The 24,817-nt window shown below is 46.8% G+C and carries 20 protein-coding genes; 14 read left to right on the forward strand and 6 right to left on the reverse strand.

Annotated elements, in window-relative coordinates:
- Positions 1–314: 314 nt before the first annotated feature.
- From ACJJIW_RS14025 to ACJJIW_RS14045, 5 genes are all read left to right on the forward strand, one after another.
- Positions 315–1,508, forward strand: a complete 1,194-nt coding sequence (locus ACJJIW_RS14025) for an isochorismate synthase (protein WP_444894373.1) — start codon at positions 315–317, stop codon at positions 1,506–1,508.
- Positions 1,508–3,133 carry a (2,3-dihydroxybenzoyl)adenylate synthase gene (locus ACJJIW_RS14030; RefSeq protein WP_444935495.1) on the forward strand — a complete coding sequence of 542 codons (1,626 nt, stop codon included), beginning with the start codon at positions 1,508–1,510 and terminating at the stop codon, positions 3,131–3,133. Before ACJJIW_RS14025 ends, ACJJIW_RS14030 begins: the two co-directional genes overlap by 1 nt.
- A gap of 13 nt (positions 3,134–3,146) precedes the next feature.
- Complete coding sequence (locus ACJJIW_RS14035; RefSeq protein ID WP_444935496.1) at positions 3,147–4,034, forward strand: isochorismatase family protein; 888 nt, start codon at positions 3,147–3,149, stop codon at positions 4,032–4,034.
- Positions 4,035–4,041: 7 nt separating this feature from the next.
- On the forward strand, positions 4,042–4,788 hold the full coding sequence (gene dhbA / locus ACJJIW_RS14040; protein WP_444935497.1) for a 2,3-dihydro-2,3-dihydroxybenzoate dehydrogenase: 747 nt from the start codon (positions 4,042–4,044) through the stop codon (positions 4,786–4,788).
- A gap of 459 nt (positions 4,789–5,247) precedes the next feature.
- A complete protein-coding gene (locus tag ACJJIW_RS14045; RefSeq protein WP_444935498.1) occupies positions 5,248–6,948 on the forward strand; it encodes an FG-GAP repeat protein in 1,701 nt (566 codons plus the stop codon).
- 658 nt (positions 6,949–7,606) lie between these two features.
- Here the strand turns inward: ACJJIW_RS14045 and ACJJIW_RS14050 are convergent.
- A complete protein-coding gene (locus ACJJIW_RS14050) occupies positions 7,607–7,828 on the reverse strand; it encodes a hypothetical protein (protein WP_444935499.1) in 222 nt (73 codons plus the stop codon).
- Positions 7,829–9,322: 1,494 nt separating this feature from the next.
- Here ACJJIW_RS14050 and ACJJIW_RS14055 point away from each other — a divergent pair.
- The 3 genes from ACJJIW_RS14055 (at position 9,323) to csrA (ending at position 12,957) form a co-directional block, all read left to right on the forward strand.
- Positions 9,323–10,741, forward strand: a complete 1,419-nt coding sequence (locus ACJJIW_RS14055; protein ID WP_444935500.1) for an RHS repeat domain-containing protein — start codon at positions 9,323–9,325, stop codon at positions 10,739–10,741.
- 24 nt (positions 10,742–10,765) lie between these two features.
- On the forward strand, positions 10,766–11,269 hold the full coding sequence (locus tag ACJJIW_RS14060; protein WP_444935501.1) for an ankyrin repeat domain-containing protein: 504 nt from the start codon (positions 10,766–10,768) through the stop codon (positions 11,267–11,269).
- A gap of 1,508 nt (positions 11,270–12,777) precedes the next feature.
- Complete coding sequence (csrA, locus tag ACJJIW_RS14065; RefSeq protein ID WP_444894366.1) at positions 12,778–12,957, forward strand: carbon storage regulator CsrA; 180 nt, start codon at positions 12,778–12,780, stop codon at positions 12,955–12,957.
- 256 nt (positions 12,958–13,213) lie between these two features.
- On the opposite strand, the gene ACJJIW_RS14070 is transcribed toward csrA, so the two are convergent.
- Positions 13,214–13,447 (reverse strand): hypothetical protein, encoded by a 234-nt coding sequence (locus ACJJIW_RS14070; protein ID WP_444935502.1) that lies wholly within the window; start codon positions 13,445–13,447, stop codon positions 13,214–13,216.
- A gap of 247 nt (positions 13,448–13,694) precedes the next feature.
- Positions 13,695–14,105 carry a rhodanese-like domain-containing protein gene (locus ACJJIW_RS14075; RefSeq protein WP_444935503.1) on the reverse strand — a complete coding sequence of 137 codons (411 nt, stop codon included), beginning with the start codon at positions 14,103–14,105 and terminating at the stop codon, positions 13,695–13,697.
- Positions 14,106–14,428: 323 nt separating this feature from the next.
- On the opposite strand from ACJJIW_RS14075, the gene ACJJIW_RS14080 reads away from it, so the two are divergent.
- The 6 genes from ACJJIW_RS14080 to ACJJIW_RS14105 all read left to right on the forward strand — a co-directional run bounded on the left by ACJJIW_RS14080 (position 14,429) and on the right by ACJJIW_RS14105 (position 22,908).
- Positions 14,429–15,427, forward strand: a complete 999-nt coding sequence (locus tag ACJJIW_RS14080; RefSeq protein ID WP_444935504.1) for a helix-turn-helix domain-containing protein — start codon at positions 14,429–14,431, stop codon at positions 15,425–15,427.
- Between the two features lie 121 nt (positions 15,428–15,548).
- A complete protein-coding gene (locus ACJJIW_RS14085) occupies positions 15,549–16,556 on the forward strand; it encodes a tryptophan--tRNA ligase (RefSeq protein WP_282933487.1) in 1,008 nt (335 codons plus the stop codon).
- A gap of 80 nt (positions 16,557–16,636) precedes the next feature.
- Complete coding sequence (locus tag ACJJIW_RS14090; protein WP_444935505.1) at positions 16,637–18,205, forward strand: AbgT family transporter; 1,569 nt, start codon at positions 16,637–16,639, stop codon at positions 18,203–18,205.
- 347 nt (positions 18,206–18,552) lie between these two features.
- The gene (locus ACJJIW_RS14095; RefSeq protein ID WP_282933485.1) at positions 18,553–20,685 is read left to right on the forward strand and encodes a TonB-dependent siderophore receptor; all 2,133 of its coding nucleotides are present in this window, start codon (positions 18,553–18,555) and stop codon (positions 20,683–20,685) included.
- A 108-nt stretch (positions 20,686–20,793) separates the two neighbouring features.
- Positions 20,794–21,372, forward strand: a complete 579-nt coding sequence (locus ACJJIW_RS14100; RefSeq protein ID WP_444894360.1) for a hypothetical protein — start codon at positions 20,794–20,796, stop codon at positions 21,370–21,372.
- Positions 21,373–21,399: 27 nt separating this feature from the next.
- Positions 21,400–22,908, forward strand: a complete 1,509-nt coding sequence (locus tag ACJJIW_RS14105; protein WP_444894359.1) for a PepSY-associated TM helix domain-containing protein — start codon at positions 21,400–21,402, stop codon at positions 22,906–22,908.
- Positions 22,909–22,949: 41 nt separating this feature from the next.
- On the opposite strand, the gene ACJJIW_RS14110 is transcribed toward ACJJIW_RS14105, so the two are convergent.
- The 3 genes from ACJJIW_RS14110 to ACJJIW_RS14120 all read right to left on the reverse strand — a co-directional run bounded on the left by ACJJIW_RS14110 (position 22,950) and on the right by ACJJIW_RS14120 (position 24,788).
- Entirely contained in the window at positions 22,950–23,411 is a 462-nt protein-coding gene (locus tag ACJJIW_RS14110; protein ID WP_444935506.1) for a GNAT family N-acetyltransferase, read from the reverse strand.
- 85 nt (positions 23,412–23,496) lie between these two features.
- Positions 23,497–24,213, reverse strand: a complete 717-nt coding sequence (locus ACJJIW_RS14115) for an esterase/lipase family protein (protein ID WP_444935507.1) — start codon at positions 24,211–24,213, stop codon at positions 23,497–23,499.
- Positions 24,214–24,272: 59 nt separating this feature from the next.
- Positions 24,273–24,788 (reverse strand): PH domain-containing protein, encoded by a 516-nt coding sequence (locus ACJJIW_RS14120; RefSeq protein WP_282933480.1) that lies wholly within the window; start codon positions 24,786–24,788, stop codon positions 24,273–24,275.
- Between the last annotated feature and the right edge of the window lie 29 nt (positions 24,789–24,817).

Genomic DNA, 24,817 nt, shown 5'->3' on the forward strand with positions numbered 1-24,817 from the left:
GGAAAATTTTATTTAGTTGCATGGTTTGACGGCAATTAAATGTGACGGAAATTGCAAGAGGTTACTGAAAAACAGAGAAAATCTGCCTGGGTGGTTACAACTGAAATAAATAAAAATTTATTTTTTAGATCACTCTTGTTTTTTTGTCTCGCACATTTAAACGTTTGCCTAGCTTCTTAGCTCGTGTGACGCCTCCCTCGCTGCCTTTCTTGCAGATACTTCTCAAATATTGAGTACACCAATTGACAAATGCTTTTGGGTGTGAATTATAATGATAGTCATTCTCATTTGCATATTCAATGGAGTGTCCGTTTATGCTCTTCCCGACTCAGGACATGGAATCTGGACGATCGCCTATTTCCAATTCCGCTGATTTTTTGTTTTCCTCCTCTTACAGAAGCTTGCGGGGCAAGGGAGTTTTTGCAGAGATCAACCAGCCGGTGATACCGGGAGCGAGTGGAGGTAGCCAGCTATTTCACGAGTCGGTGCAGGGGGCTCTTGCCAAGGCGAGAGAGGCGGGAATCTGCAACCCTATTGTAATTGGTGCAGTTCCTTTCGACCTCAGCCAGCAGTCTCGCTTGTTTATTCCTGCCGACTGTGAGTTTTTTGATCGCAGAGAAATGGTTTCAGCCCTTGAAGGAAAGTGCACGTCTGTCCCCCGGGTAGAAAAGATGCAAAGCGTTCCCAGCGAGTGGCGCTTTAAGCAATCGGTGGAGCAGGCGATTGCTAATTTCCAACACAGCGAATTACGTAAAGCCGTACTGTCCAGGGTACTAAACGTAGAGTTGGCTGATAAAGTTTCTGTTGATGAAATTTTTTCAAGATTAATTGTGCAGAATCCCTCCGGTTATCATTTTCGGGTCCCCATTGAGGGAGATCAGGAGCTTATCGGTTCAAGTCCTGAGTTGTTAGTACGAAAAGTAGGAAGCGAACTGACTTCCAATCCCTTAGCCGGTTCAGCTAAACGGCAGAACGATCTGGAGAAAGATAAAGCTGTAAGTGAATCGCTACTTACTTCTGCAAAGGACAGCTACGAGCATAAATTGGTCATTGATGAAATTCGCCAAGTACTCACACCGTTTTGTAGCTCGCTCGATATCCCTGCTGCTCCTGCACTTATAAGCACCCCGGCTATGTGGCATTTATCGACTCTCATCCACGGTCAGCTGAAAGACCCTGAAATTTCTGCTTTGGAACTTGCTTGTCAACTGCATCCAACGCCTGCTGTTTGTGGCTTTCCCACAAAAGATGCTCGTAATTTAATCCGCTTAGTGGAGTCTTTTGAAAGAGGTGTTTTCACTGGAATGGTGGGGTGGTGTGATGCTGAAGGTAATGGTGAGTGGGTAGTTACTATTCGCTGTGGCACGGTTAACGGCAATCATGTTCAATTATTTGCTGGGGCGGGTATTGTTGAGGACTCCTGCCCTGAATCGGAGTGGCTGGAAACTGGTGCGAAGTTGGGCACAATGCTCAATGCTCTGGGAATTACACAGCAGGAAGCACTTTAATGAGTATTGAATTTACGCCCTGGCCAGAGTCGGAGACTCGCCGTTATCGGGATCTTGGCTATTGGGAGGATAAGCCGCTAACGGATATCTTGAGAGTGTCTTGTGAAAGAGATGCTAATGCCACAGCAATTATTTGTGGTGGTCGACATTTCTCATATGCCCAATTAGATCAGCTTTCTGATAACCTGGCTCGCTCCCTGAAATCAAAGGGGGTTAAACCTTACGATACGGCCTTGGTCCAGCTACCGAATATTGCTGAATTTTATATTGTATTCTTTGGACTGTTAAAAGCAGGTGTCGTTCCGGTCAATGCGCTGTACAGTCATCAGCGCTTGGAGCTATTGGCTTATGCTGATCAGCTTCACCCTACTCTTATTATCGCCTCGGCCTCCCACACGTTATTTTCTGATGTTGCTTTTATAGAAGAGCTAAAGCAGAAAACTTCCTCTGTAAATCATGTATTGTTGTGGGGAAAGGATAACTCTGCCGATTCACTTGATGCCAGTATAAATATAACGGAACCTAATGGGGAATTAGAGCCAACTCCTCCTGGAGAAGTTGCTTTTTTTCAGCTTTCGGGTGGCAGTACCGGTACACCAAAGCTCATTCCCCGCACCCATAATGACTATTTATACAGCGTTCGTAGAAGTGCAGAGATATGCGATCTGAGTCCTCAGACCCGGTATTTATGCGCACTTCCCGCTGGACATAACTTTTCATTAAGCTCACCAGGTTCTCTTGGGGTGTTTGATAGCGGCGGCACCGTAATAACAGCTTCTGATCCAGAGCCATTAAATTGTTTTGCGCTGATAGCAAAGCACGAAGTTAATATGGTGGCACTGGTACCTCCGGCGGTTTCACTTTGGCTTAAAGCTGCCCCGCAGCACAGTGAAAAGTTGACCACGCTTTCTCTAATACAGGTGGGTGGAGCAAATTTTGCTGAAAGTGTCGCTCGCAGAGTGCCGGAAGAGCTAGGATGCCAACTGCAACAAGTATTTGGTATGGCTGAGGGTTTGGTTAACTATACCCGCTTGGATGATGATACTGCTTTGGCTTTTTGCACCCAGGGATGCCCCATGTGCCCTGATGATGAAGTCCGGGTCATTGACGAGAACGGAGATGCGGTTCCTGCCGGAGAGACCGGTATGCTGGTTACTCGAGGCCCATACACAATACGCGGTTACTACAACAGCCCGGAGCATAACAAAAAAGCTTTTGACAGTGAGGGTTTTTACCGCACCGGGGACCTGGTGCAGCGTGATGACCGTGGATACTTGAAAGTAGTGGGTCGGCAAAAGGATCAAATCAATCGCGGTGGAGAAAAGATAGCGGCTGAAGAGATAGAAAGTCTTTTGTTACGTCATGCATCCATTACTCAAGCGGCCTTGGTAGCAATGCCGGATGATTTACTGGGCGAGAAAAGTTGTGCTTTTTTAGTGTCAAGTGATGATAGCTTGCGCCCTGTAACTCTGAGAAAGTACTTGCGAGAGCTCGGGGTAGCTCAATTCAAGCTGCCAGATAAATTTAAATTTGTGCAGACTTTGCCGCTTACTCCGGTAGGAAAAATAGACAAGAAAATTTTGCGCAAAGAACTGCTTGAAAGTATAGCCGCTCCAAAGATTTAAGGTCTTAATATTTATGTCAATTCCATTACTGGATAACTATAGTCTACCCACGATTGATTCTCTCCCCCAAAATAAGGTGGGCTGGAAGATTGACCCCTCCAGAAGTGCTTTGCTTATTCATGATATGCAGGAGTATTTCGTCCGCTTTTTTGGTGAAGGAAGCGAGTTGGTCCGCAATATAGAAAACAATATTGTTGCGGTGCGGGCTTGGGCTAAAAAGCATCAGGTACCGGTAATTTATACGGCTCAACCCACTGAGCAAAGCGATAAAGATCGCGCATTGCTAAACGATATGTGGGGGCCAGGACTTACCAAAGCTGACCCCAGCTTGCAAAAAGTAGTGCCTGCTTTGACGCCAGATGAAGATGATATTGTATTGGTTAAGTGGCGATATAGTGCTTTTTACCGATCTGAGCTTCAGGAAATTCTTGCAGAGAAAGGAAGGGATCAACTCTTGATATGCGGTATATATGCGCATATCGGCTGTTTAACCACAGCATTGGATGCTTTTATGCGAGATGTTCAGCCATTCATGGTGGCTGATGCTGTTGGTGATTTCTCTGAAGAAGAGCATCTTATGGCACTTAAATATGTAGCTAATCGTTGCGGAAGTGTCATTGCAACAGATGATGTCGTATCTCTCGGGGTTTCATCAAAGGATAAGTTAACCTGGTCTTTTCTCAAGGAGCAATTGCTGGAGCTGATTGATGAAGAGCCTGACCAATTTGATGCAGATGAAAATCTCATTGATTATGGGCTGGACTCGGCCCAGCTAATGGGCTTGATTACTGATTGGCAAAAGCTAGGAGTCCAAATGACATTCGAAGAGCTGGCTGTTGCCCCCTCACTCAATGGGTGGTGGAAGCTGATTCAGGGTAAATACCCTGAATTAAAAGAGTAGTGGACATATGAATTTTTCAGGGAAAAGGGTTTGGGTTACCGGTGCCGGTCGAGGAATTGGGGCAACCATAGCGAATTTGTTTTGTGAACATGGTGCTGCTGTATTTGGTTTAGATATAAAATTTCCTGAGGCTGAGTATGGTTATGAGACTGTCCCTTTGGATCTTTCAAATTCAGATCAGATTGTTCAGGTTTGTAAGGGGTTACTTACTGACAACCTGGGCCCGGATATTCTAGTTAATGCAGCGGGTATTCTACGGATTGGAGGTATATCCGAACTGACACTTTCCGATTGGCATGATTGCTTATCAGTAAATGTGACAGGCCCCTTTAATTTGATAAAAGAGCTGGCGCTCCATTTCAAAAATCAGGGTAAAGGGGCTATTGTAAATGTAGCCTCTAATGCAGCCCATGTTCCAAGACTGGGAATGACGGCATACTGCGCATCAAAATCTGCCCTGGTTGGACTGAGCCATTGCGTAGCTCTTGAGCTAGCAGAATATGGCGTCCGTTGTAATTTAGTTTCACCAGGATCTACAGATACTGAGATGCTGCGTGAACTGTGGGGAAGTGAAGGCAGTGAGGCTGCTACTGTTGCCGGTAATCCAGAAGGATATAAGCTGGGTATCCCCTTAAAAAAGATCGCGAGTACTTCTGATATAGCAAATACTGTTATGTTTCTAGCCTCGGATATGGCTGCGCATATCACCATGCAAGATATTGTTGTTGATGGTGGGGCAACTTTAGGAAGCTAAATAGCCCTTTATTGTTTTTCTCCTCCAGGTTCTGATATCTGGGGCTTGGGGGGGGGCAAGTTTGGTATTCAATGCCAAAAAGCAACTTTATCTAATCGGGTTCACCCCACTTCTATTTCCCTTGCTCTGATTCATTTTAATCAGAAAGGTGTCTTTTTTTACTTCTTTTTTGTCTTTATTTGATTGAAGGCAATACTGTATCTTGCCAAACCTACCCCTTGAGTGAGTCATTTTACCTGATACCCGACAGTTGCCAGTAACCAATAGGTGTAAGAAGTGTAGTCGGTACAAGTATACTAATTCAAAAGTGATGTTTTATATGAAGCTTAGATATTAGCTGTTGCGACTGTCTTCTAGTGTTGTCTCCTCCGTCTTTCGCTTTAACCTTTTATGGTTTTGCTTTTTGTTGAAGTTTGATAGGGTGCGCGCGAAAAAATTGTATCCTTGGGGAGGGATGTTGTGAGATTTATTAATAGACCGGTCATTGTTGCATGCAGTTTATTTCTAAGTGCATGTGGGGGTGGTTCATCCGATGGGGGGGCAGATGATACTGTTGCCACACCAGCATTTTCAGAAGCGGCGATCCCCTATCTGTATTTTGATTCCGCAAAAGTTTTCACTTTTGAATGGTCAGATATTGATGGTGCTACTTATTATCAGCTTCTTGAGAACAAGGATGGCCAGTCTGGCTATGAGGTGGTTAGTGACCCAATTTCTGTAGGCTCTGAAGTTGTGGAAATCAAGGTGCCTGTATTTGAGCGACTGAACGCTCGTTATATATTGCAAACCTGTGATGATATAGCCTGCCTGGATTCAAGAGAAATATCGATTGATGAAGAAGTGTTCGAAAGTATTGGTTATTTTAAGTCTGGTAATACTGATGCCGGCGATCAGTTTGGTTGGTCTGTTGCGGTTAGTGATGATGGCTCTGTCATTGCTGTTGGTGCTACAGGTGAAGATAGTAATGAGCTAAGTGAATTCAATAATGCAGCTAGCGGATCGGGAGCTGTATATATTTTTGACTATGGTGAGGATGGGTGGGTTTACCGAGATGTTTTAAAAGCTTCCGTAGTTGAAAGTGGGGCTGCATTTGGATCTTCAGTTAGTATCAGTGGTGACGGGAATACTTTGGCTGTAGGTGCTTATAAAGAAAATGGTGAGGATGACAATTTTTCAGCTGGAGCAGTTCATATATTTACTCGTGAGAATTTGGAGTGGACTCACAGCGCTAAACTAAGAGCAGATAATCATGGCTACTATGATTTTTTTGGGCGGGCGTTGAGTCTAAGTGGTAATGGAACAACCTTGGCAGTAGCAGCCCCATCTGAAGATAGCAGTGTTACTGGTATCAGTGCCGGCTTTGATAATGATTATGCTCTCGATTCCGGTGCGGTGTATATATTCCAGTACTCCGGGGTTGAGTGGAATCAGGAAGCCTTCTTGAAGGCAAGTGATAGCAATGCAGGTATGGACTTTGGCTCATCCGTGAGCTTGAGTGATGATGGTTCCATTTTGGCAGTTGGCGCTATTGGTGGAAACGGAGCCAAAGGAGCTGCTTATATATTTTCCAATAGTGACGGTTGGGTTCAGGAGCAGTTACTTACTGCAGGTAATGCAAATATAGGGGATCGCTTTGGTTGGGATGTAAGCTTTAGTGGCGATGGTACCCTACTTGCGGTGAGCGCAACGCTCCAGGCAGGAGCCTCACAAGATCCCGATGACCTTAGCGGCTATAACAATGGTGCTGTCTATTTGTTTTCCCACGATGGAGATGCTTGGTTTCAGGATGAATATCTGAAAGCGAGTAACACTGATGAAGGTGATGTCTTTGGTTCGGCTATTAGTCTTAATACTGATGGCTCACTACTTGCGGTAGGGTCTCAGGAGAGCAGCGCTGGCAAAGGCTTCGATGCTGATGCCAGTGATAATTCGGCAGCGAATGCAGGTGCTGCTTATCTCTACAAGAAAATGGATGGACAATGGGTTGAGAGCGCTTACCTGAAAGCGAAAAATACTGATGCGGGAGATTACTTTGGGACTTCAATTGCTATAAGTGGTGATGGAAACACATTGGTAGTTGGTGCTTCTGAGGAGCAGGGTTCAGGAGCTGATCAGGACATAAATGATGCAGATGCTGCGGGTGCTGTCTATATTTATTAATTAAATCTCTCTTTTATTTTTTTTTACCTGAAGGGGCTTCAATCCGAAAAGGCTATAATTTGGGTTGGAGTTCCTGTAAGCGGTTTGCGGAAGTGATTTTCTAGCTTTTTTGCTCCCAGTGCTGCAAAGAAAGGCAGCAGTGTTCGACTTTCTATCTCTCTTTCGGAGTTTACGCAGGGTTATTTGAGCTTGTTAATCTTTACTGAGAGCCCAGCGTACGGTGGTTTTGGTAATATGGTTCCAACAGAGTACACTAAATACTAAACATCCAGAAATTACCTCGAACCCTTAACATCGCGGACATCCATAAAGGCCCCCATAATGTCTGCTTTTTCTTTAGTTGATACAAGGGCGTAATGAGAAAATTAACAATTATCCTTTGCATTTATTAAGGTAAAAACCAAGAGGAGTTAAGGTAGCTAAGGAGGGAATAATCAGTAGGGTGCTATAGAAAGGTAGCGCCGGCAATCGCGGGTGCCGTACCCCCGGTGTTACTGAGCTGTTTGCAGGCTTTTAGTACGGTCTCTGCTGATCCAACTAAGCCTTTTAAAGTGGTTTTCAAAGTTGTGACTGAGATAAAGCCAATATTTTGATGGTATACCCAGTCGTTCGAGTATTGGGGGAGCGTTCTCAGAAATGGAATCGCGCTTTCTGGGATCTAAACTTTACCATTCCGGTCCACCGGCTCTAAATAGTGATCCAGCCGAATGGGAAGTCCTTTAGGCATGTTTAGTCGCTCATCGCCAACAAACGAGAGCAGCTCTTTGGGCTGCTCACCTGAGATTGCTGCATGAATACGTTGCTGAATGGAAGGATAGCAAGAATCTTTCAGGGTTTTTGCTATTTTGGCTCGGATAGGATTGAGATCGACATGGGCCATGCAGGCAGTGAGAGCTCTCTCATCTAGCAAGGCCTGGGATTTAAAGCATCCTTCCTAAAAGCGGCCTGTGCAGTTATCTTTCACATTGGCCTGGCGAGCGACAGATTCAATTAAGCAGCGCATAAACCAGCTGATATCCATCAAGTTTTCTCTCCAAAGAGCAATAAGTTCCTTGAGCTTTTCCATCTCACCGTGATTAAGGGTGTACCTCTGAACATAGTGTTGAGCCAGTATGGGAATATTAAAAAACTCCCGCCAGAGATGACTTCAGTGTCGGGCCAAGTTTTGGATGTATTTGAGTCAATATAGAGCACAATATGATAGTTATTACTCATTGCTGCATAGGCTGCGATATCAAGGGCGAAACTGCCAGCCAGTTTTTGCATCCTGGCCACAATCCACTGGGGTCGATGCTCATAGTGTTCCCTGGCTGAGCATCTTTCCCGCAAAGGAATGCCCTGCGTACACAATGAGTGACGCAGTGATAGTAGGGTGTTGCATCAAGAGAGTTCTGTGAGCATCAGGGTATGGTTATGGAAACAAATTTAATATATTTTTATATACAGTATGTTGTCGTGATCTCTTTGTTGTGTCAATGTATGTGACGTTTAGACTTTTTTCTTTGTTGTTTTGATGAATGTCCGGAAGCAACATTTATACAACGTTCTACGGCCGTTGGGTTAACTTGCGCCATGAATACATCAGACGTTTTTAATAAGTCGAAAGTCTTCAATGGCCTAGATGGTCAGACTTGGCTTCCAGGAAAACTTTCGGAGAAATTTGAAGGTGCAACTGTTAAATGATCGAGCTTTTATAAGGCGAATCTTGTCAGTATTCGTAACCGCTAGCGTATTATGGTTATGGCTAACCCAACTTAAATTTAAGTATAGTGAGTCCTATTTATTGTTGCTTCAGTCATTGGGTGTTGTGTTGCTTGCTGCTCTTATAGTTAGACTTAGGTTAAACTTGGTTTGCGGAATTTGTTTGGCTGTTTTCGGCGGGTGGGGCGTAAGTTTTATAGCGAGTGTTATTTTGGAGGCTATATTTCTACCTGGTTTTATAGCGGCGATACTTAGTCAGTACCAAGCAGGTTTTCTTTGGGGGCAGGTTCTAGCGTGGGGCGCCTTTTCTTTTCTGTATGGTGGGGCAATTCAGTCTGCTATAACTTACTTGGAATTCCGGGAATAATTTAAAGGAGGGAATCCTGGGTGCCGAATGATTGTAGAGTTGAAATAAAAAGGGATCTTTTGTGCAGCTACGTTGCGAATTGAATAAAGGGTAGGCTTCTTCTTGACCACTAAACGACAAAGTTCAGTAGCGCAGGGTTTTGTCGTTTCTTAAAGTTCGCTTTACCCCTTAGTTGTCTTTCCCCTCTAGTTTTTTTCACAAAACTAGCAACCCCAAAATCTGTGTTTGCTAGTCGGTGTCTGGTAGATTTTTGGCTAGCTAATTCTGGGTATCCAAAATTGTGAGCCTTTCGGCGGTATTAGTTCTATGGATTACGGCAATGGTATCAGCCAGAGCTATAGCTACGACCTGGATGGCCGACTGGAAACTGTAAGTGCCTCGGGGATCGGTAATGTTCGCTCTGAGTTTTATACCTATGACTTAGCCAACAATATCACCTGTATAGAGGATAACCTGGATAACGCCAAAGACCGGGGATTTATCTACGATAAGTTAAACCGGCTTACGGATGAAGGCTATATCGAGGGAGAAAACAGCTATCACTACGATTCGGTAGGCAATCGCACCCAGCAGGATACTACCAGCACCGATGATATTGAGAGCAGTACTGTTTACAGCTATGAAGCCAGCTCCAACCGCCTGACCAGCAAAGGTGACGAGGCCTGGGTGACCGATGAGGTAGGCAACACCACTAGCATGGGGAATGGTGCCAAGCAGTACGCCTACAATCATGCCAACCGCCTTAAAACCTATAGCGAAGACAGTATCCTTAAGGGTACCTATTATTACAATGCCCTTGGCCAGCGAGTGCGCACAGATAAAACAGAAGATAATCTGCTGCACTATGACTTGGGTGGCCAATACCTGACGGAGACCAATATCGCTGCCGATGACAGTGAGATTCAAAGCCAGGTTGATTATATCTATCTCGACAATATGCCAGTGGCGCAGATTGAGATTAGCTATAGCGAAGGGGAGGTACAGGGTAGCAACTTAACCTATTTGCATACTGACCATCTAAATACTCCGCGTATTGCTACAAATGAAAGTGAAGCGATTGTTTGGCGCTGGGATAGTGATGCATTTGGTAAGTCCGAGCCTAATGTTGATCCAGATGGTGATACTAACCTGGTATTAGTCAATCTTCGATTTCCTGGGCAAGTCAAGGGAGATGAGGCTGAGCATTATTATAACTACTTCCGAGATTATGATGCGGGTAGTGGGCGTTATTTGCAAAGTGATCCTATAGGGCTCAATGGTGGAATAAATACTTACGGATATGTTTATCAAAACCCTGTCGCGAATGGGGATCCTACAGGATTGGTCTGTGGTACTGGGCTTTGTGTGGGAGCAGTAATTGGTGGAATAAGGGTTGCACAACTTGGGTATCGTGCTTATAGAAGCTATAGAGCTGTGCAGGCCTTATCTCAACTCAGCGAAAACGTAAGCGACTTACAAAGCGAAATCGAATATGAGGCTAATAAAAGTGAGTATCATAACCGTTGCGATGAACCTGAACCGCCTGGGTTTCTTGATCCATGTGATAGGGCGAAGTGGCAGCTCAAAAAGGCTCAAGATTGTAGGAATCTGAGGCAGTCAATGACAGATAGGTGGTTTAATGGAGTGCCAGATGAAGAGCATATGAGGCACATGCAGCAAGTGGATAACCAAATTAAAAATGCTGAACGTGCAGTAAAGCAAAATTGTCCTGAGCAATGTCTCTAAAATTAGCTAGCAGGGTAAAGCAGAATGTTTAAGTCGTATGATGAACTATTGGAGTTGGCGCCACTGATGACAGTGGAGGAGTTAATTCTTAATGGTTTTGATCCTACAGTGCCAGATTCTGAAGGGGTTTACGTTTTGAATCCTGTTTGTAGAGCATTTAATGTGGATTTTGCACGGCAGTTGATAGGCGCTGGTGCTGATGTTAATGCTAAAAGTAGTGATGGGTTTACCCCGCTACTTTCATCAATTGACCGCTCAAATGTTAATCCTAAGGGTGCTTTAGAAATTATTTCCTGTTTGCTGGAAAATGGAGCTGATATTGAAGGTCGTGGTGATTGGGATAAAACTCCATTTCTTAAATCATGCACAAGAGGTGTTTTAGAGGTGACTCAGTTATTGGTTGGCAATGGTTGTGATACTCATGCGCAAGCTAATGAAATAGCCGGAAAAATGGATGGGGCGGACTTTGCAAATATGCCATCAAATTCTAATGAGTTTAAGTGCTACATTAATCAATTAGTATCGTAAGTCTATTGTCCTTTAGCCATAAATTTGAGAGTCCTTAGATTGGATGGCTGGAACCTTGGTCTGAAATTGTGTGCCGTCACTAAATGGGCGGCACATCACATTCTGAGTATTCATAGATTGGAAAGAGGTGTCAGTTACGCGATAAGTCCTGATTCTGGGGGCTCTTTATCTCTGATTTATAAATTTTGGACGTGAAATACTGCGAATTTGCACTCAGGTTTTGGAAAACAGTGTTTCCTGAAAAAAAATCGGAAATTTTGGTGTCAAGTGTTTGGTGAAGGCTAGATTAGCTGAGAAAATGTGCTAGCAGTCACCCATGCCCGGTACCCAATGTTTATCGAGGTTGCTACAAGCTTCTTCTACTGCTCCTGCTGATCCCATCAAGTCTTTAAAACGAGTCTAAATTCTGGGTGAGATATAGCCAGTGCTGGGGTGAGATACCGAGACGCTCTAAGATGGGGGGTGTGTTTTCGTCAATACAACCTCTTTTTTGGGGGCTATATTCCGACACCCCCAAACCGCTAACTCTAATTAGTGATTCAGCTGAAAGGATAGTTCTTTCGGTAAATACAAGCGCTCATTGCTGACAAAGGGAAGTGGATCTTTAGGCGCTCACCTGAGGCTGCCGCATAAATGCGTTGTCGAATCAAGGTATAATCAGGCCTCACAGGTATTGCCGTTACAATTGGTTTAACCTAAAAATAACCAGATAGGTGCAATATGGGGTGATGACTTGCTACTTGGTAACTTTACACCTTAGCCCTATTTATCCTTACAATAGATTCGCGGTCTTCCTGCCTTTCGCAAAGGAGCATGGCAACGTGCATAAAGCTGATAAGCTATTTAGTTTATCGGTAAACGTCTGCTTTCTTCTGTTTCCCCCTTCCAGCTAGCTATGTGATTGAGAGTTTAATTCTTCAAGCTTTTCGAAAAAGCACAAGGGGAATTCCAATTTAAACAGCAGCTATTGGTTATTATCTGAGATTTCAGAAGCCAGAAATGATAAAAATATAGGCACGAAAATGATCTTATTGGAATTTATTAAGTTTGTTTTAATGTCAAAGCTGCGTAAAATCGATAGATATTTCTAGTATTTTGACCGTAATTGAGTGAGCTGATTAAAGCGGCTTTACAGGCTTGAAAGCCTAGAGAGAGCCGAGAATTTTCCAAAAGACCCATTCCCTAAAAGGAGAACGGTAGCGTGACGTAAGAGTAAGTAAAAGGCGCTGACCCAAGGTGCGCGAACACCCGGGGCCAGCTAACCAAATTGATACATGTCCTATCAAAATGGCTATATGGATAATACGCTAGAAACCCACTCGTCTTCAATAAAGTGGAGTACATTCAGTAGTTTGGGACCGATTCCCAGGCTCTGGAAGTCTAGCGCCCGCCTTTTCCTCTTCTGTGCCTACCGCCCTCGCGCACCACCCCACATTTCCTCCAAACGTTGAATCACAAGTTCCCCCATCCCGGAAGTGCCCAAACTTTGATTATTGAAGGAAATGAGAATGTTGATTTTAAAGCGACGGACAGGTGAGTATCTAAGAATTGGATCAAATGTCTCAGTCACAGTGCTGGAGGTAAAAGGTAATCAAGTTAAGATAGGTATAAGCGCACCCAAGTCACTGCCTATCCACCGTGAAGAAGTCTATGTGAGGATCAAAAAGAAACAGAAATTGGAGGCTTGAATATGTCGTAAGGAGACAATTCCGGGGGGCAGGCGATTAAGAAGCTAGACTCCAAGCATAAAGTTTTAGCCTTTGGCTGGCAGGCGATATACGCACTCTGGTTCGAGTGTCTCTTTGCTGCCAAAAGGCTCTTTTGAATATCAAAGCTAGTTAGGTGGCGGAAGGGCTAATTGTTTTCTGTTAGGTGAACTTTAGAACTCTCCGTTTCTTTTTGTATTACAAGTTGAACTTGCAATCCTTGCTAAAAAGCCAGTTTTTATTTATGCCCCTTTGAAGATACCTTCCACCTTATCTCGATGCAGCGATATTTCCGAGCTTCTTTCGCAATTGCACTCAATAGGGCTTGGGTAATCTCTTCTTTTCGGTTTGTATCGCAATCCTCGATATATAGCTCACTGATAATAGCCCAGGCCGCCGAGCTTTCACTTTCTGGAATAATATTAAAGCTGATATACCCCTCAAGGTTGTGGTCTTGTTCCACAACTAGCACTTGATGCTCTTTCCTCTGAAATAACCTATTTTGCAATTCAAATTGGGTAATATGGAAAGAGTCAGTTGAATTATTATGCCTGGCTAAGCAGCGCATCATATTGTAGAGATAAAAACAGTCGGTGGGATGGGCGTGGCGAACAAACATATCAGTACCAATTAATCAGTATTTCTTTGAGTAGGCGTTTGATAGCTTGGCACATCCTTGTGCCAAGTTATGTCATCCTGGAAAAGGCTAACAATAGGAGTTAAATTGATTTGGCTGTTTCTTGGATGAGGGTAAACCCTTCATCTAGCCATCCGGTGATGCCGCCGATCATTTTCTTGACCGGCCTGTTAAGCGTGGCCAGCCTGATAGCAGCTTTTTCTGTCGCATTACAGTGTGGGCCTGCACAATAGACAACAAATAAAGTATCTGAAGGGTATTCGCTCAGCCTGTCTTTATTGATACGGCTGTATGGTAAGGATTCAGCTGTTTGTATATGTCCGTTTTTATAGGCCTCTTCACCTCGCACGTCTAAAAGTACAAAGTCCTTGCGATTTTGGCTGACTGCGTGGTGTACATCCCAGCAGTCTGTTTCAAAAGATAGGAGGTTTTGGAAGTGGTTTAGCGCATCTTGGCTGTTGGCAGCGGGTACTCTACTTACGGCTGAACTCATATATTACTCCCGGTGGTTTCTCGGTGTTCGTCAGATTTCCAAGTGGCGATAGTGTCCCTTTTTGATTGCTCCCGGGCGATCTACCTCTGAGCCAGATAGCATTAATTTTGCGCCAATTCTGCGTGCAAACTTGTGGGTCGGCCTTGGCTAGTGGGGTTCGGCTTTACTTATTTGAGGATGATGGTGATTTACCGATCAAATAATGCTTCAAAGCTTGAGGGTTTTATTCCCGGCATTGCTTTCAATAACTGCTCAACTGGGTATGCTGGATTGGATTTATTCGTTAACCTAATTTAATTAACTGCTGAGGGTTAGGGGTACCTATGTCGACGTTGGCACAAAAGCCTAATAAGAGCCAGAAAGTGGCTGTTCTCGCCCACCGGCAGGTCTCACTCTTCGAACTCGGTTGCGCTACCGAACTCTTTTGCCTACCCCGACCTGAACTTAGCGAGCTCTACACCGGTGAAATTGTGACTTTCGCTGAGGAAAACCCTCTGGCGACCGGCGGTCTGGCTCTGGCTTGTCGGCGGGTAGAGAGTTTGATGGATTATGATCTGCTGGTGATTCCCTGTTGGTCGACCAATGCACAACCACAAGATGCTTATTTGGAGCGCGTACATAGGGCGGTGGCTGAGTTTGCCGCTGCCAGCCGCCAGATTCTTACTTTTTGCTCCGGTGCTTTTCTGCCTGCGGAACTGGGACTATTTGATGGTCGGCAGGCGACTACCCACTGGTTGTTTGCGGATCGTTTTCGTGAGTGCTTTCCTGCGGTGGAGTATGTGGGAGACGTTCTCTATGTGTGGGAGGATGCACTGGCTTGCGCAGCGGGTAGTAGTGCCGCCATCGATCTGGGCATTGAGTTTTTGCGGCGCAATCACGGTTATGAATTAGCCAATTCGGTGGCTCGTCGGTTGGTGATGGCACCCCATAGGCAGGGTGGCCAGGCCCAATATGTGGAGATGCCCGTTGCCAAACGGCCAGACCACTTCTCCGCCGCGCTGGATTGGGCGATTGGCAATTTGGATGGCGCTATCAAAATTGATGATATGGCGCAGCGCGCTCATTTATCCCGCCGTAGTTTTGACCGAAAGTTTCGCCAGTCGATGGGAATTGCTCCCAAGGAGTGGCTGATTCAGCAGCGCTTGCGGGCGGCGCAGAAGGCGCTGGAGTCCGGTAGGGAGTCTGTAGATCGGGCAGCCCAACTGGCTGGTTTTGAGAGTAGTGCGACATTGCGTCACCATTTCCGTCGGGCGTTTGGGATCTCACCCAGTGAATATCAGCGCCAATTCCAGGTTTCCGCCAAAGTGGCGCTTGAGGCTTAACGTTGGCCGCGTGTTGGTACGGCTATGGGGAGTCGGTACCTTTGGTTGATACACCCCCGGGCACTAAAGGGGTATGATTCGGTCTCTATTGCCTGATGACAGTACAGACTACGAAGGAATTATGACGAAACAGCGCGTATTAACCGGTATTACAACAACCGGTACTCCACACCTGGGGAACTATGTGGGTGCAATCCGCCCGGCGATCGCCGCGAGTCAGGATGAAAACAACCAATCGTTCTACTTTCTGGCCGATTACCATGCACTGATTAAGTGCCAGGACCCGGCACAGGTCCATCAGTCCACCCTGGAGATCGCTGCAACCTGGCTGGCCTTGGGCCTGAATACCGACAATGTGGTGTTCTACCGTCAGTCCGACGTCCATGAGATTCCTGAATTAACCTGGCTGCTCACTTGTATGACCGGCAAGGGCCTGATGAACCGTGCCCACGCTTATAAAGCAGCGGTAGATGCCAACCGTGCCGATGGCGAAGATTCCGATTTTGGCGTCACCATGGGGCTGTATAGCTACCCGATCCTGATGGCCGCCGACATCCTGATGTTCAACGCCAATAAGGTGCCGGTGGGTAAAGACCAGGTACAGCATATCGAAATGGCTCGGGATATTGCCCAGCGCTTCAACCACCACTACGGCGAGCACTTCGCTTTACCAGAAGCGGTAGTTGACGACCACGTAGCTGTGCTGCAGGGCCTGGATGGTCGCAAAATGAGTAAGAGTTACGGCAATACTATTCCGCTGTTCCTTCCTGAGAAGAAGCTGAAAAAGCACATTAATAAGATCAAAACCAACCTGCTGGAGCCAGGTGAGCCAAAAGATCCGGATACTTCCACTGTATTCCAGGTTTGGCAGGCATTTGCCAGCGAAGAACAGACAGCAGAAATGCGCAAAGCTTTTGAGGAGGGCATTGCCTGGGGTGAGGCCAAGAAGCAGTTGTTTGAGCTGGTGAACGGCCAGATCGGTGAAGCTCGCGAGCGCTACAATGAGCTGCTGGCTAACCCGGACCAAATTGAAACGGAGCTGGAGAAGGGGGCTATTAAGGCTCGCGCTTACTCTGCGCCCTTTATCGAGAAGTTGCGTCACGCGGTTGGTATCCGCAAGATAGGTTAAAGCTTTTCCTGAAAAAGCAGGAGGCCATGGAGTAGCGGCCTCCTTTTAAATAAAAAATAATAAATGTACAGGGTGCAAACATGGAAAACGTTCAGGCAAATCCTGATGCCGGCAATAGTGCCGATAATAAAAATGGCTGGATTAATCGAGCGCTCAATTTTATTGAGGTTGTCGGTAATAAATTACCCGATCCGGCTGTTCTGTTTTTGATCTTGATGGTGGGAATCTGGGTACTCTCCTGGCTTCTCTCTGGTGTTAATTTCGAAGCCTTACACCCCGCTACCGGCGAGGCGATACAGGTAACCAACCTGCTTTCCAGTAGTGAAATGGCTCGCTTCCTGTCTGGCATGGTAACTACCTTTACCAGTTTTGCGCCCCTGGGGGTAGTACTGGTAGCCATGCTGGGGGTCGGTGTGGCTGAGCAGAGTGGCTTTATCAATGCGGTATTGAAAAAGCTGCTGGCGGTAACGCCGCAGATGCTTCTGACACCTATGTTGATTTTGGTGGCCATCGTCAGTCATACAGCCGTAGATGCAGGTTATGTATTGGTAATTCCTCTCGGAGGGGTGATCTTCTATGCGGCAGGGCGCCACCCTTTGGCGGGTATCGCTGCCGCATTTGCCGGAGTTTCAGGCGGCTTCTCTGCCAACTTTGTTCCTTCAGCGATTGATCCCTTACTGCAAGGCTTTACCCAGACAGCGGCACAAATCGCCAACCCGGAAATGCAGGTAAACCCCCTTAACAACTGGTTCTTTACTTCGGCATCCTGCCTGCTTGTGACCCTGTTGGGGTGGTGGTTGACGGATAAAGTCATCGAGCCCCGCCTCAAGAATGTAGAGGTGGATGGCGATGAAGCGGATATGCCAGTAATGCAGGAACTGGGCGCCCGCGAGAAAAAAGCCATGTACCTGGCGGTAACTGTGATGGTGGCGGGTATCGTCGGGCTTGTGGCCTGGATGCTGCCAGAGACCTCAGCCTTGCGCGATGCAGAAGGGGAATTAGCCTCCTTCACTGCGCCAATTATGAAGTCGATTGTGCCGCTGATCTTCCTGCTGTTTGTGATTCCCGGTGTGGTGTTTGGCTATGCGGCCGGTACCTTCCGCCAGAGTAAGGATGTTATTGATGCGATGTCCAAAACCATGGGCTCCATGGCTTATTACATCGTGATGGCTTTTTTCTGTGCGTTGTTTATCTCTGAGTTTGCCCGCTCCGGTTTGGGTACGCTGCTTTCGGTAGAGGGAGGGAGCTTGCTCGCGGCGATGGAGCTGCCGGGCCCGATTACCCTGATGGGCATTATTGTACTGGTAGCCTTTATCAACTTATTTGTGGGATCTGCCTCTGCCAAGTGGGCGCTGCTGTCCCCCATCTTTGTGCCTATGTTGATGCAGATCGGTTTCTCCCCTGATCTCACCCAGGCCGCTTACCGGGTAGGTGATTCCTCCACCAATATCATTACCCCGTTGATGCCTTACTTCCCCTTGGTGGTTGTGTACTGCCAGCGCTATGTGAAGGGAACGGGTATTGGGACACTTGTATCCATTATGTTGCCGTACTCCATTGTGTTCCTGATTTGCTGGTCGCTGTTCCTGGTGGCTTACTGGACACTGGGAATGCCTTTGGGAGTGCAGGCTAGTTATACCTACCCTTGAGTGGCTGGAGCACCCCTAGGCGAATTGGTCGAATAAAATAAAATACTAAACTGGATGGCGGCTGCTGAGCGGTCATCCAGCTATCTTCTTGTGTTCAAGCCGAATCTAAACCTCCTGAGCCCCATTCTAGGCCTGAATTAACTGGTAAAAACGTGCAATTTAGCTGCTGTGAGATTGTCTTTCTCTGCTGGTATTTTTGTCATTAACTGCCGCGAGGACATTTTTAGTAAAAAAATGTTCCAATAATGTTGTAGATGATAACGATTCCTATTAGGATTCGCGACCAGTTATCAAGGTCACACCTAAAACGTGATCTATCTAAATTCAGTTGGCATTGAGAGATCTCTATGAGTACCGCTCGAACGAAAAGTATGCAAAAAGCTTCTCCTGTAATTTCTGGAATCAGCCGTTCCTTGTTGGCACTGGCTATTGCTGCGGGCGGTTCTTCTGTAGCGTTTGCTGCGGATAACACAGATGATCGTATTGAAGAGGTAAATGTAACCGGTGAATTGAACCTGTCTCGCCAAACCTCTATCGGTAAGCTGGATATTCCGGTTGATGAGACTCCTTTTTCCATCTCTTTACGGGATAAAGACTTCCTGGACTCTATCGGTGCCAAGTCCGTTCAAGATGCTTTGCAGTATGTCGCTGGCGTTAATGGTGGGACTTATGGTGTGGATGCGCGCGGTGACTGGTCGACAGTTCGCGGCGTAGATCCGGTTATGTTTATTGACGGCCTGCAGTCTATCTTTGGTAGTTACACCAGCTCTCGCGCTAATGCGTATGCTTTTGAGCGCGTTGAAATCCTAAAAGGACCATCTTCCGTGCTTTACGGTCAGGGTTCTACAGGCGGTATTGTGAACCTGGTCTCTAAGCGCCCTAAAAATGAGTTTGGTGGCGAAGTGATGGTTCAGGCTGGCGACTACGATCGTCTCGTTTTTGCTGGTGACGTTACTGGAGCGATAGATAGTTCCGAGCAATGGCTGTATCGTGTAGTTGGATATGACCGTGATGCGGATGCTCAAGTTGATCATGTAGATGATAACAGCACCCTGTTTATGCCTTCAGTGTCTTGGCGCCCGAGTGCTAATACTGAAGTTACTTTCCTGACCTCCTATCAAAAAGATGAATCTGGTACTACCACCGCATTTTTGCCTTGGGGCGGTACCCTGATTGATAACGCAAACGGTGATATTCCCACCGATACTTTCTTAAGTGAGCCGGGCTGGGATAAATATGATACAGAGCAAACCTCTTACAGTGTTTGGGTTGATCACCGCTTCAGTGATAGCTGGGCATTAAATGCCGGATTGCGTTACTCCGAAGGGGAAGTTGATTACAACTCTATGTGGACCAACTTTGATGCCACGCGCCTCAACCCGGATATCAGTGAAGCAACACGTACTATCTACATGAGTGATGCGACAAGCGACCTGCTCATCTTCGATTTGCGTATGTCTGGGGAGTTTGCCACAGGCGCATTGGAGCATCAGGTTTCTTTTGGTCTGGATAGCCAGGATGCAACAACAACCAATGATCGTCTGTATTTGTATGGCTACGGCGGGACCATTGATATCTTTAACCCGGTTTACGGTTACGTGCCTGCTGGTCTGAGTAGCTTGAATGACTTGGAAGGCTTAACTGATTACTGGTCTGAGAGCAGTACAGATACCGAGCAGCTTGGATTCTACTTCCAGGATCAAATGAGCATTCAAAACTGGATTATCACCACTGGAATTCGTCGCGATAATGCGAAGTCCGACTCTGGTGATTCTTCATTTGAGGATGATGCTACGACTATGCGCTTTGGTGTAATGTATGCCTTCGATAACGGTATCACACCTTACGTAAGCTATTCTGAATCTTTCGAACCTGTAAACGATTCTGATGCGAATGAGACTCCGTTCAAGCCAGTTGAGGGGGAGCAGGTAGAGGCAGGTATCAAATACCAACCTGAAGGTACCAATCTGTTGATTACAGCCTCTGCTTTTGAAATCAAGCAGAAGAATTTGCTAGTAGACGATTACGATAATGAGGGCTACCAAACCCAACTTGGCGAAGCCGAGCTCGATGGCTTTGAATTGGAGGCAGTAGGTAAGCTTGGTGATTTGAGTCTGGTTGCCAACTACAGTAGCCTCAACATTGATGAGGATATCGAAGCTGTCCCTGAAGAGCAGTTTTCCGTCTGGGGGAACTATGACTTTGGCAACCTGTTACCTGGTTTGAATGCCGGCATCGGTGTTCGTTATGTGGGTCAAAGTTATACCGGTGTCGAAGATTCAACCGGAACCTTCCCGTCCTATAACCCGTCATACACTCTGTATGATGCCGCTATCGGCTATACCCTGGAAAGCTGGAAGTTCCAGTTGAATGCAAAGAACTTGACCGATGAAGTTCACACTACCGCTTGTCTGAGCCGAGGTGACTGCTTCTACGGTGAGCGTCGCTACGTAACTGCGGAAGCACGCTACACCTTCTAAGTTAGTGTAGGCAGGGAGTTTGTCCGCAGGGGGAGTCTGTGGGCAGGCTCCCTTTTTTACGTTTTAGCAATCAGACGGGAATTGAATCCCGCTGTGATGGTAATACCAATGTCTTTTTATATGATTGCCGGTGCCTCCAGTGCTTTTGCTTTAGCTGGTATTTTGCTCCTTTATTCCGCCTGGAGCCGTAGTGGGGCAGAGCCAGTACGCAGGTGGGGTGGTTGGGCTGCCATGGTGTTATCGGCCATTGGCTGGAGCTCAATTGTTGGAGTGGAATTCGGAATTAGTATTGCCACTCTGATTGTGATGCTGGGGGCCTTTGCTCTGCTGGCTCTAAAGGCAGACTGGCCCAAGGGTTCCAGGCCGATTGAAAAACAGCGCTCGGGGACACCCGAATCTCAAGCCCTGCTTCTATTGTGGTTGCGGGGCTTCATGCGTTTTATGGCAGCCTTTCTGTTGCCCACTGCTAGTGGCCTAATCGCCGGTCTGCTTTTCTTCGGTTTTACCGGGTTTTCTGAAGCTGCCCGATTAGTTGGTGGTGCCTTCATGTCAGTGACCATTTGGACCCTGGCGATGATTTGGTGCTGCGCTGATAAAAAACTATTACGCCCTTCGGCTGCCCTGTTGGCGTTCTCAGCGGTTAGCGGTTTGTTATTGGCATTTTCGCTTCCGGCTTCGGCAGCATAAATCAACGGACTTGAGCAGGAATTTAACGTGAAACTTTCCTTTAAACCGACCCCTGGCTTTGTCCGTAATATGACTGATGGGCATTCAGTTCTCGGTCTGGCGATATCCACCCTTTTATATATTGTTTGTGTCAGCGGAACACTGGCGGTTTTCTACAATGAGTTCGAACGCTGGGAGCAGGCCTCAGAGTTGGAAAACCTTAATGTTGAAGCCTCTGTGTACCGGACTGCGACAGAGAATGCTATCGCGCTGGCCAAGCAAGAAAAGGAAGATCTCGAGTCAATCAAATTCACCATCCCCAATCAGGATATGCCTAGATTGGTGGTTGAAGTTGGTGATATGGAGCGGTATGTCGCTGAAGATGGCTCCCTGCTTGGTAAAGTTGAACACGAATGGACCCACTTCCTAGCCTATTTGCATTTTGCGCTCAACCTCCCGGTTGGCTATGGAGTTATACTGGTTGGCCTAATCGGTGTGGTGATGTCAGCATTGATTGTCTCCGGTTTGTTGGCCCATCCAAAAATCATTAAAGATGCTTTTTCTTTTCGCCTTGCGGGCTCTAAGCGCTTGCAGCAAGTGGATTTACATAATCGGTTGGGTGTTTGGGCTTCACCTTTCCATCTTGCTATCGCTATTACGGGTGCTTTTATTGGGTTGTCCCAGGTAGCTGCTTTTGCAATTGCCGGCGTATTCTTTGATGGAGATACGGAAAAGGTCGAGCATATGCTCTATGCGGACCATCCAGTGATGGAGGAAAATGCTCCTGAAGTCGATTATCCAGACTACGCTGCGATCTTGGCAACGATGGATCGCATCGCACCGGAGGAGGAGCGCACCCGTATTGAGGTAGCATTCCCAGGGCGTGAGGGTCAGGTTGTTGAGGTGTGGACTCGGGTTCCTGAGCGGTTAGTCTGGGGTGAGCGATATCACTTTAATCCCGACGGCAGCCTGATTCAAAAAGAGGGCTGGTCTGAGGGCGATGGGGCCAAGCAGGTTTATCTTTCTACTTACCGCTTACACTTTGGCCACTTTTCAGGCTTTCCGGTGAAAATCGCCTACTTTCTGTTAGGGGTGGGAATGTGCCTGCTGGTGGTATCCGGTATTAATATCTGGTTCGTACGCAAGCGCCAACGTGGTAATCCTGCTGTGCGCCTTGAGCGAGTCTGGACTGCCCAGGTATGGGGTATACCATTTGCTATAGCGCTGAGTGCGGTTACCTACCTTGCCTTTAAGCTCAATGCGGCACAGGTATTCTGGTTGGTGACTTTGCTGCTAAGTGTTGTGGCGGCGTTTGTAGGGACTGTGGCTAAGTGGTCCATGTTTCTGCGGATTGCAACCATTCTCGCTTGTGTTGGAGCTGTAGCGGTGCATGTTGCGCAATTTGGTGGGGACTCCTTTGTGCGGGCGTCCCTGGTAGCTAATGCTGTTTGGCTGCTAATTGCTGCAGGCATTGCAGCTTCATGCTTTTACAGCAAGGCTCGCCAGAGAGGTAGTGAGCCTGTGCCTGCCAGTGCCAGTCCTCTGGGTAGCAATTAATTTCCTGGGCTGCAGTAACCCTGCAGCCCCCTGGCGCCCCCTCAGTTATGTGCGGGGCGAAGCATCTCGATATGCGGGATACCATCCTCCTGATATGGCTCAGACACCTGCTCAAAGCCAAACTCTCCATAAAATCTATCCAAATGTTGTTGAGCTGAAATGCGAATACCAGTGTTGGGGTATTCTTCGCATGTGTGCATTACGGCTCGGCGAATCAGCTCCTTGCCCAGGCCTGTTCCGCGACTGGCTTCTGCGGTTAACACTCTTCCTATCGAAGGTTCCCGGTATTTAAGACCTGGGAAAACAACTCTCAGGTAGGCCATAACCTGCGGGTTATTTTCGTCGCCCTCCCAGCAGATCAGGTGCCAGGAGTGTTGGTCTTTACCATCGGCATCCTGGTAGGGGCAGTCTTGTTCTACTGTAAAAACCTCCTGCCTTATTCGTAAAACTTCATAAAGTTGACTGAGCGTAAGCTCATTAAAGCTGCACCATTGCCACTGCATAAAGGTGAATTCCAAATTATTGTCACTAATTTTTGTATTGTGATTGGAGTTAAAGGGTATAGGTTATTTATAAGATCGATAAATTTTAATTGGATGCTTGATTATCAGCTCTGTGAAAGAATCCATGCTTCAGGTAGTGAATAACCTGAGAGATAACTTTTTTGTCTTTCATCATAAATACGTGTGTGACGGGCATTTGTAGGTGATCGTTCATGCCGTCCAGTTTTGTACTGGATACAGAGACTTTACCATCATCGGTCTCAGGAATAAGGCGGGACAGGATCAAGTTGATGCTGCGAGTGCCGGCAATAATACCTACATCAAAATCGGCGCTTCCAAGTTTATTAGGGACGCTCATCTCGCCGGTACCCAACTGCAGCCCGGCATCTCCAAACATGAACTTAAAGCCGGGAAATGATCCCAATTTATCGACAACTTCACTGCCATTGTTAGGTGGGCCCAACATGACAACGCGATTCAGGTTTTTGATTTCAGCTGAATGTAGATATTGCCTTACCAGAATGCCGCCCATGGAGTGAGTGACAAAATTGATTTCTTGCGCGTTACCGCACTCCTCGACAGCAGGCGCTATGGCCATGCTAGCCAAGGTTTCAATGGAGTGCTTGGTCGAAGGGTAATCAATATTGACCGTTTGGAAACCTTCGGCATCTGTGGCCTTTGCCAGTTTCTCCATTGAGCTATCTGATTTGGCTAGTCCATGCAATAAAATCACACAAGCGGAGTGAGCACTTGCTGATAGCAGCGTAAATGCGGCGGCAATTATAAAAGCGAACTTTTTCATCGGTTTGAACTTCCTGTCGACTTCTCGTGCCTATTCGTGTGGCGTTGTTGTCGGAGCAATTAATTTGGATTGGGTTGAAGTTGGCAGTGTTGGCGGAGAATGTCCGCTGCCCGCTCCGGTTTATCGGGGGTGATCACGATAGTTTGTGTAGCCAGACGCAGTACGACAGATTTTTGCTGATCGGTAGCAAATGCACGATAGCGCCCCAATTTTTGGTTTTGAAACAGGCCTATATAGCCAAATAAGCCGGAGTTGCCAAAGATGCGGACTGATCCTTGCATGGCGGTTGAGTCGGGGAATGCTTCAGATAGCCCCTCCAAGGAGATGGTGGTTTTCCAGCCCGGGCGCAATATCAAGAGGTTGCCATTTTTGATGGCGTAACCACGGATGGCAAAGAAGGCGCTGAGAGCCAGTATTGCCGGCGGAAGTGCTATGGCAATGCTATAGAGGGTAGATGGAGCAGCTGGTGCTCTCGATGCCAGAAAGAGCGGCAGTCCCAGTAGGAGTAATGTGCATATGGCACTGATAATTTGGAGCTGGCGGCTCCACGGCGCTTTAAACGCAATTGTTGGCATACTTGGTTTAACTCAACGGATTACCTGAA

Source organism: Microbulbifer maximicatervae (SeqCode), from assembly GCF_052467815.1.

What these genes read in the sequence shown, in the direction of transcription:
- ACJJIW_RS14060 (WP_444935501.1), top strand. Translation starts at nt 10,766, where the DNA reads ATGTTTAAGTCGTATGATGAACTATTGGAGTTGGCGCCACTGATGACA.
- dhbA (WP_444935497.1), top strand. Translation starts at nt 4,042, where the DNA reads ATGAATTTTTCAGGGAAAAGGGTTTGGGTTACCGGTGCCGGTCGAGGA.
- ACJJIW_RS14075 (WP_444935503.1), bottom strand. Translation starts at nt 14,105, where the DNA reads ATGAGTTCAGCCGTAAGTAGAGTACCCGCTGCCAACAGCCAAGATGCG.
- ACJJIW_RS14120 (WP_282933480.1), bottom strand. Translation starts at nt 24,788, where the DNA reads ATGCCAACAATTGCGTTTAAAGCGCCGTGGAGCCGCCAGCTCCAAATT.
- ACJJIW_RS14115 (WP_444935507.1), bottom strand. Translation starts at nt 24,213, where the DNA reads ATGAAAAAGTTCGCTTTTATAATTGCCGCCGCATTTACGCTGCTATCA.
- ACJJIW_RS14030 (WP_444935495.1), top strand. Translation starts at nt 1,508, where the DNA reads ATGAGTATTGAATTTACGCCCTGGCCAGAGTCGGAGACTCGCCGTTAT.
- ACJJIW_RS14100 (WP_444894360.1), top strand. Translation starts at nt 20,794, where the DNA reads ATGTCTTTTTATATGATTGCCGGTGCCTCCAGTGCTTTTGCTTTAGCT.
- ACJJIW_RS14095 (WP_282933485.1), top strand. Translation starts at nt 18,553, where the DNA reads ATGAGTACCGCTCGAACGAAAAGTATGCAAAAAGCTTCTCCTGTAATT.
- ACJJIW_RS14050 (WP_444935499.1), bottom strand. Translation starts at nt 7,828, where the DNA reads ATGGCCCATGTCGATCTCAATCCTATCCGAGCCAAAATAGCAAAAACC.
- ACJJIW_RS14110 (WP_444935506.1), bottom strand. Translation starts at nt 23,411, where the DNA reads ATGCAGTGGCAATGGTGCAGCTTTAATGAGCTTACGCTCAGTCAACTT.
- ACJJIW_RS14035 (WP_444935496.1), top strand. Translation starts at nt 3,147, where the DNA reads ATGTCAATTCCATTACTGGATAACTATAGTCTACCCACGATTGATTCT.
- ACJJIW_RS14090 (WP_444935505.1), top strand. Translation starts at nt 16,637, where the DNA reads ATGGAAAACGTTCAGGCAAATCCTGATGCCGGCAATAGTGCCGATAAT.
- ACJJIW_RS14055 (WP_444935500.1), top strand. Translation starts at nt 9,323, where the DNA reads ATGGATTACGGCAATGGTATCAGCCAGAGCTATAGCTACGACCTGGAT.
- ACJJIW_RS14025 (WP_444894373.1), top strand. Translation starts at nt 315, where the DNA reads ATGCTCTTCCCGACTCAGGACATGGAATCTGGACGATCGCCTATTTCC.
- ACJJIW_RS14080 (WP_444935504.1), top strand. Translation starts at nt 14,429, where the DNA reads ATGTCGACGTTGGCACAAAAGCCTAATAAGAGCCAGAAAGTGGCTGTT.
- ACJJIW_RS14085 (WP_282933487.1), top strand. Translation starts at nt 15,549, where the DNA reads ATGACGAAACAGCGCGTATTAACCGGTATTACAACAACCGGTACTCCA.
- csrA (WP_444894366.1), top strand. Translation starts at nt 12,778, where the DNA reads ATGTTGATTTTAAAGCGACGGACAGGTGAGTATCTAAGAATTGGATCA.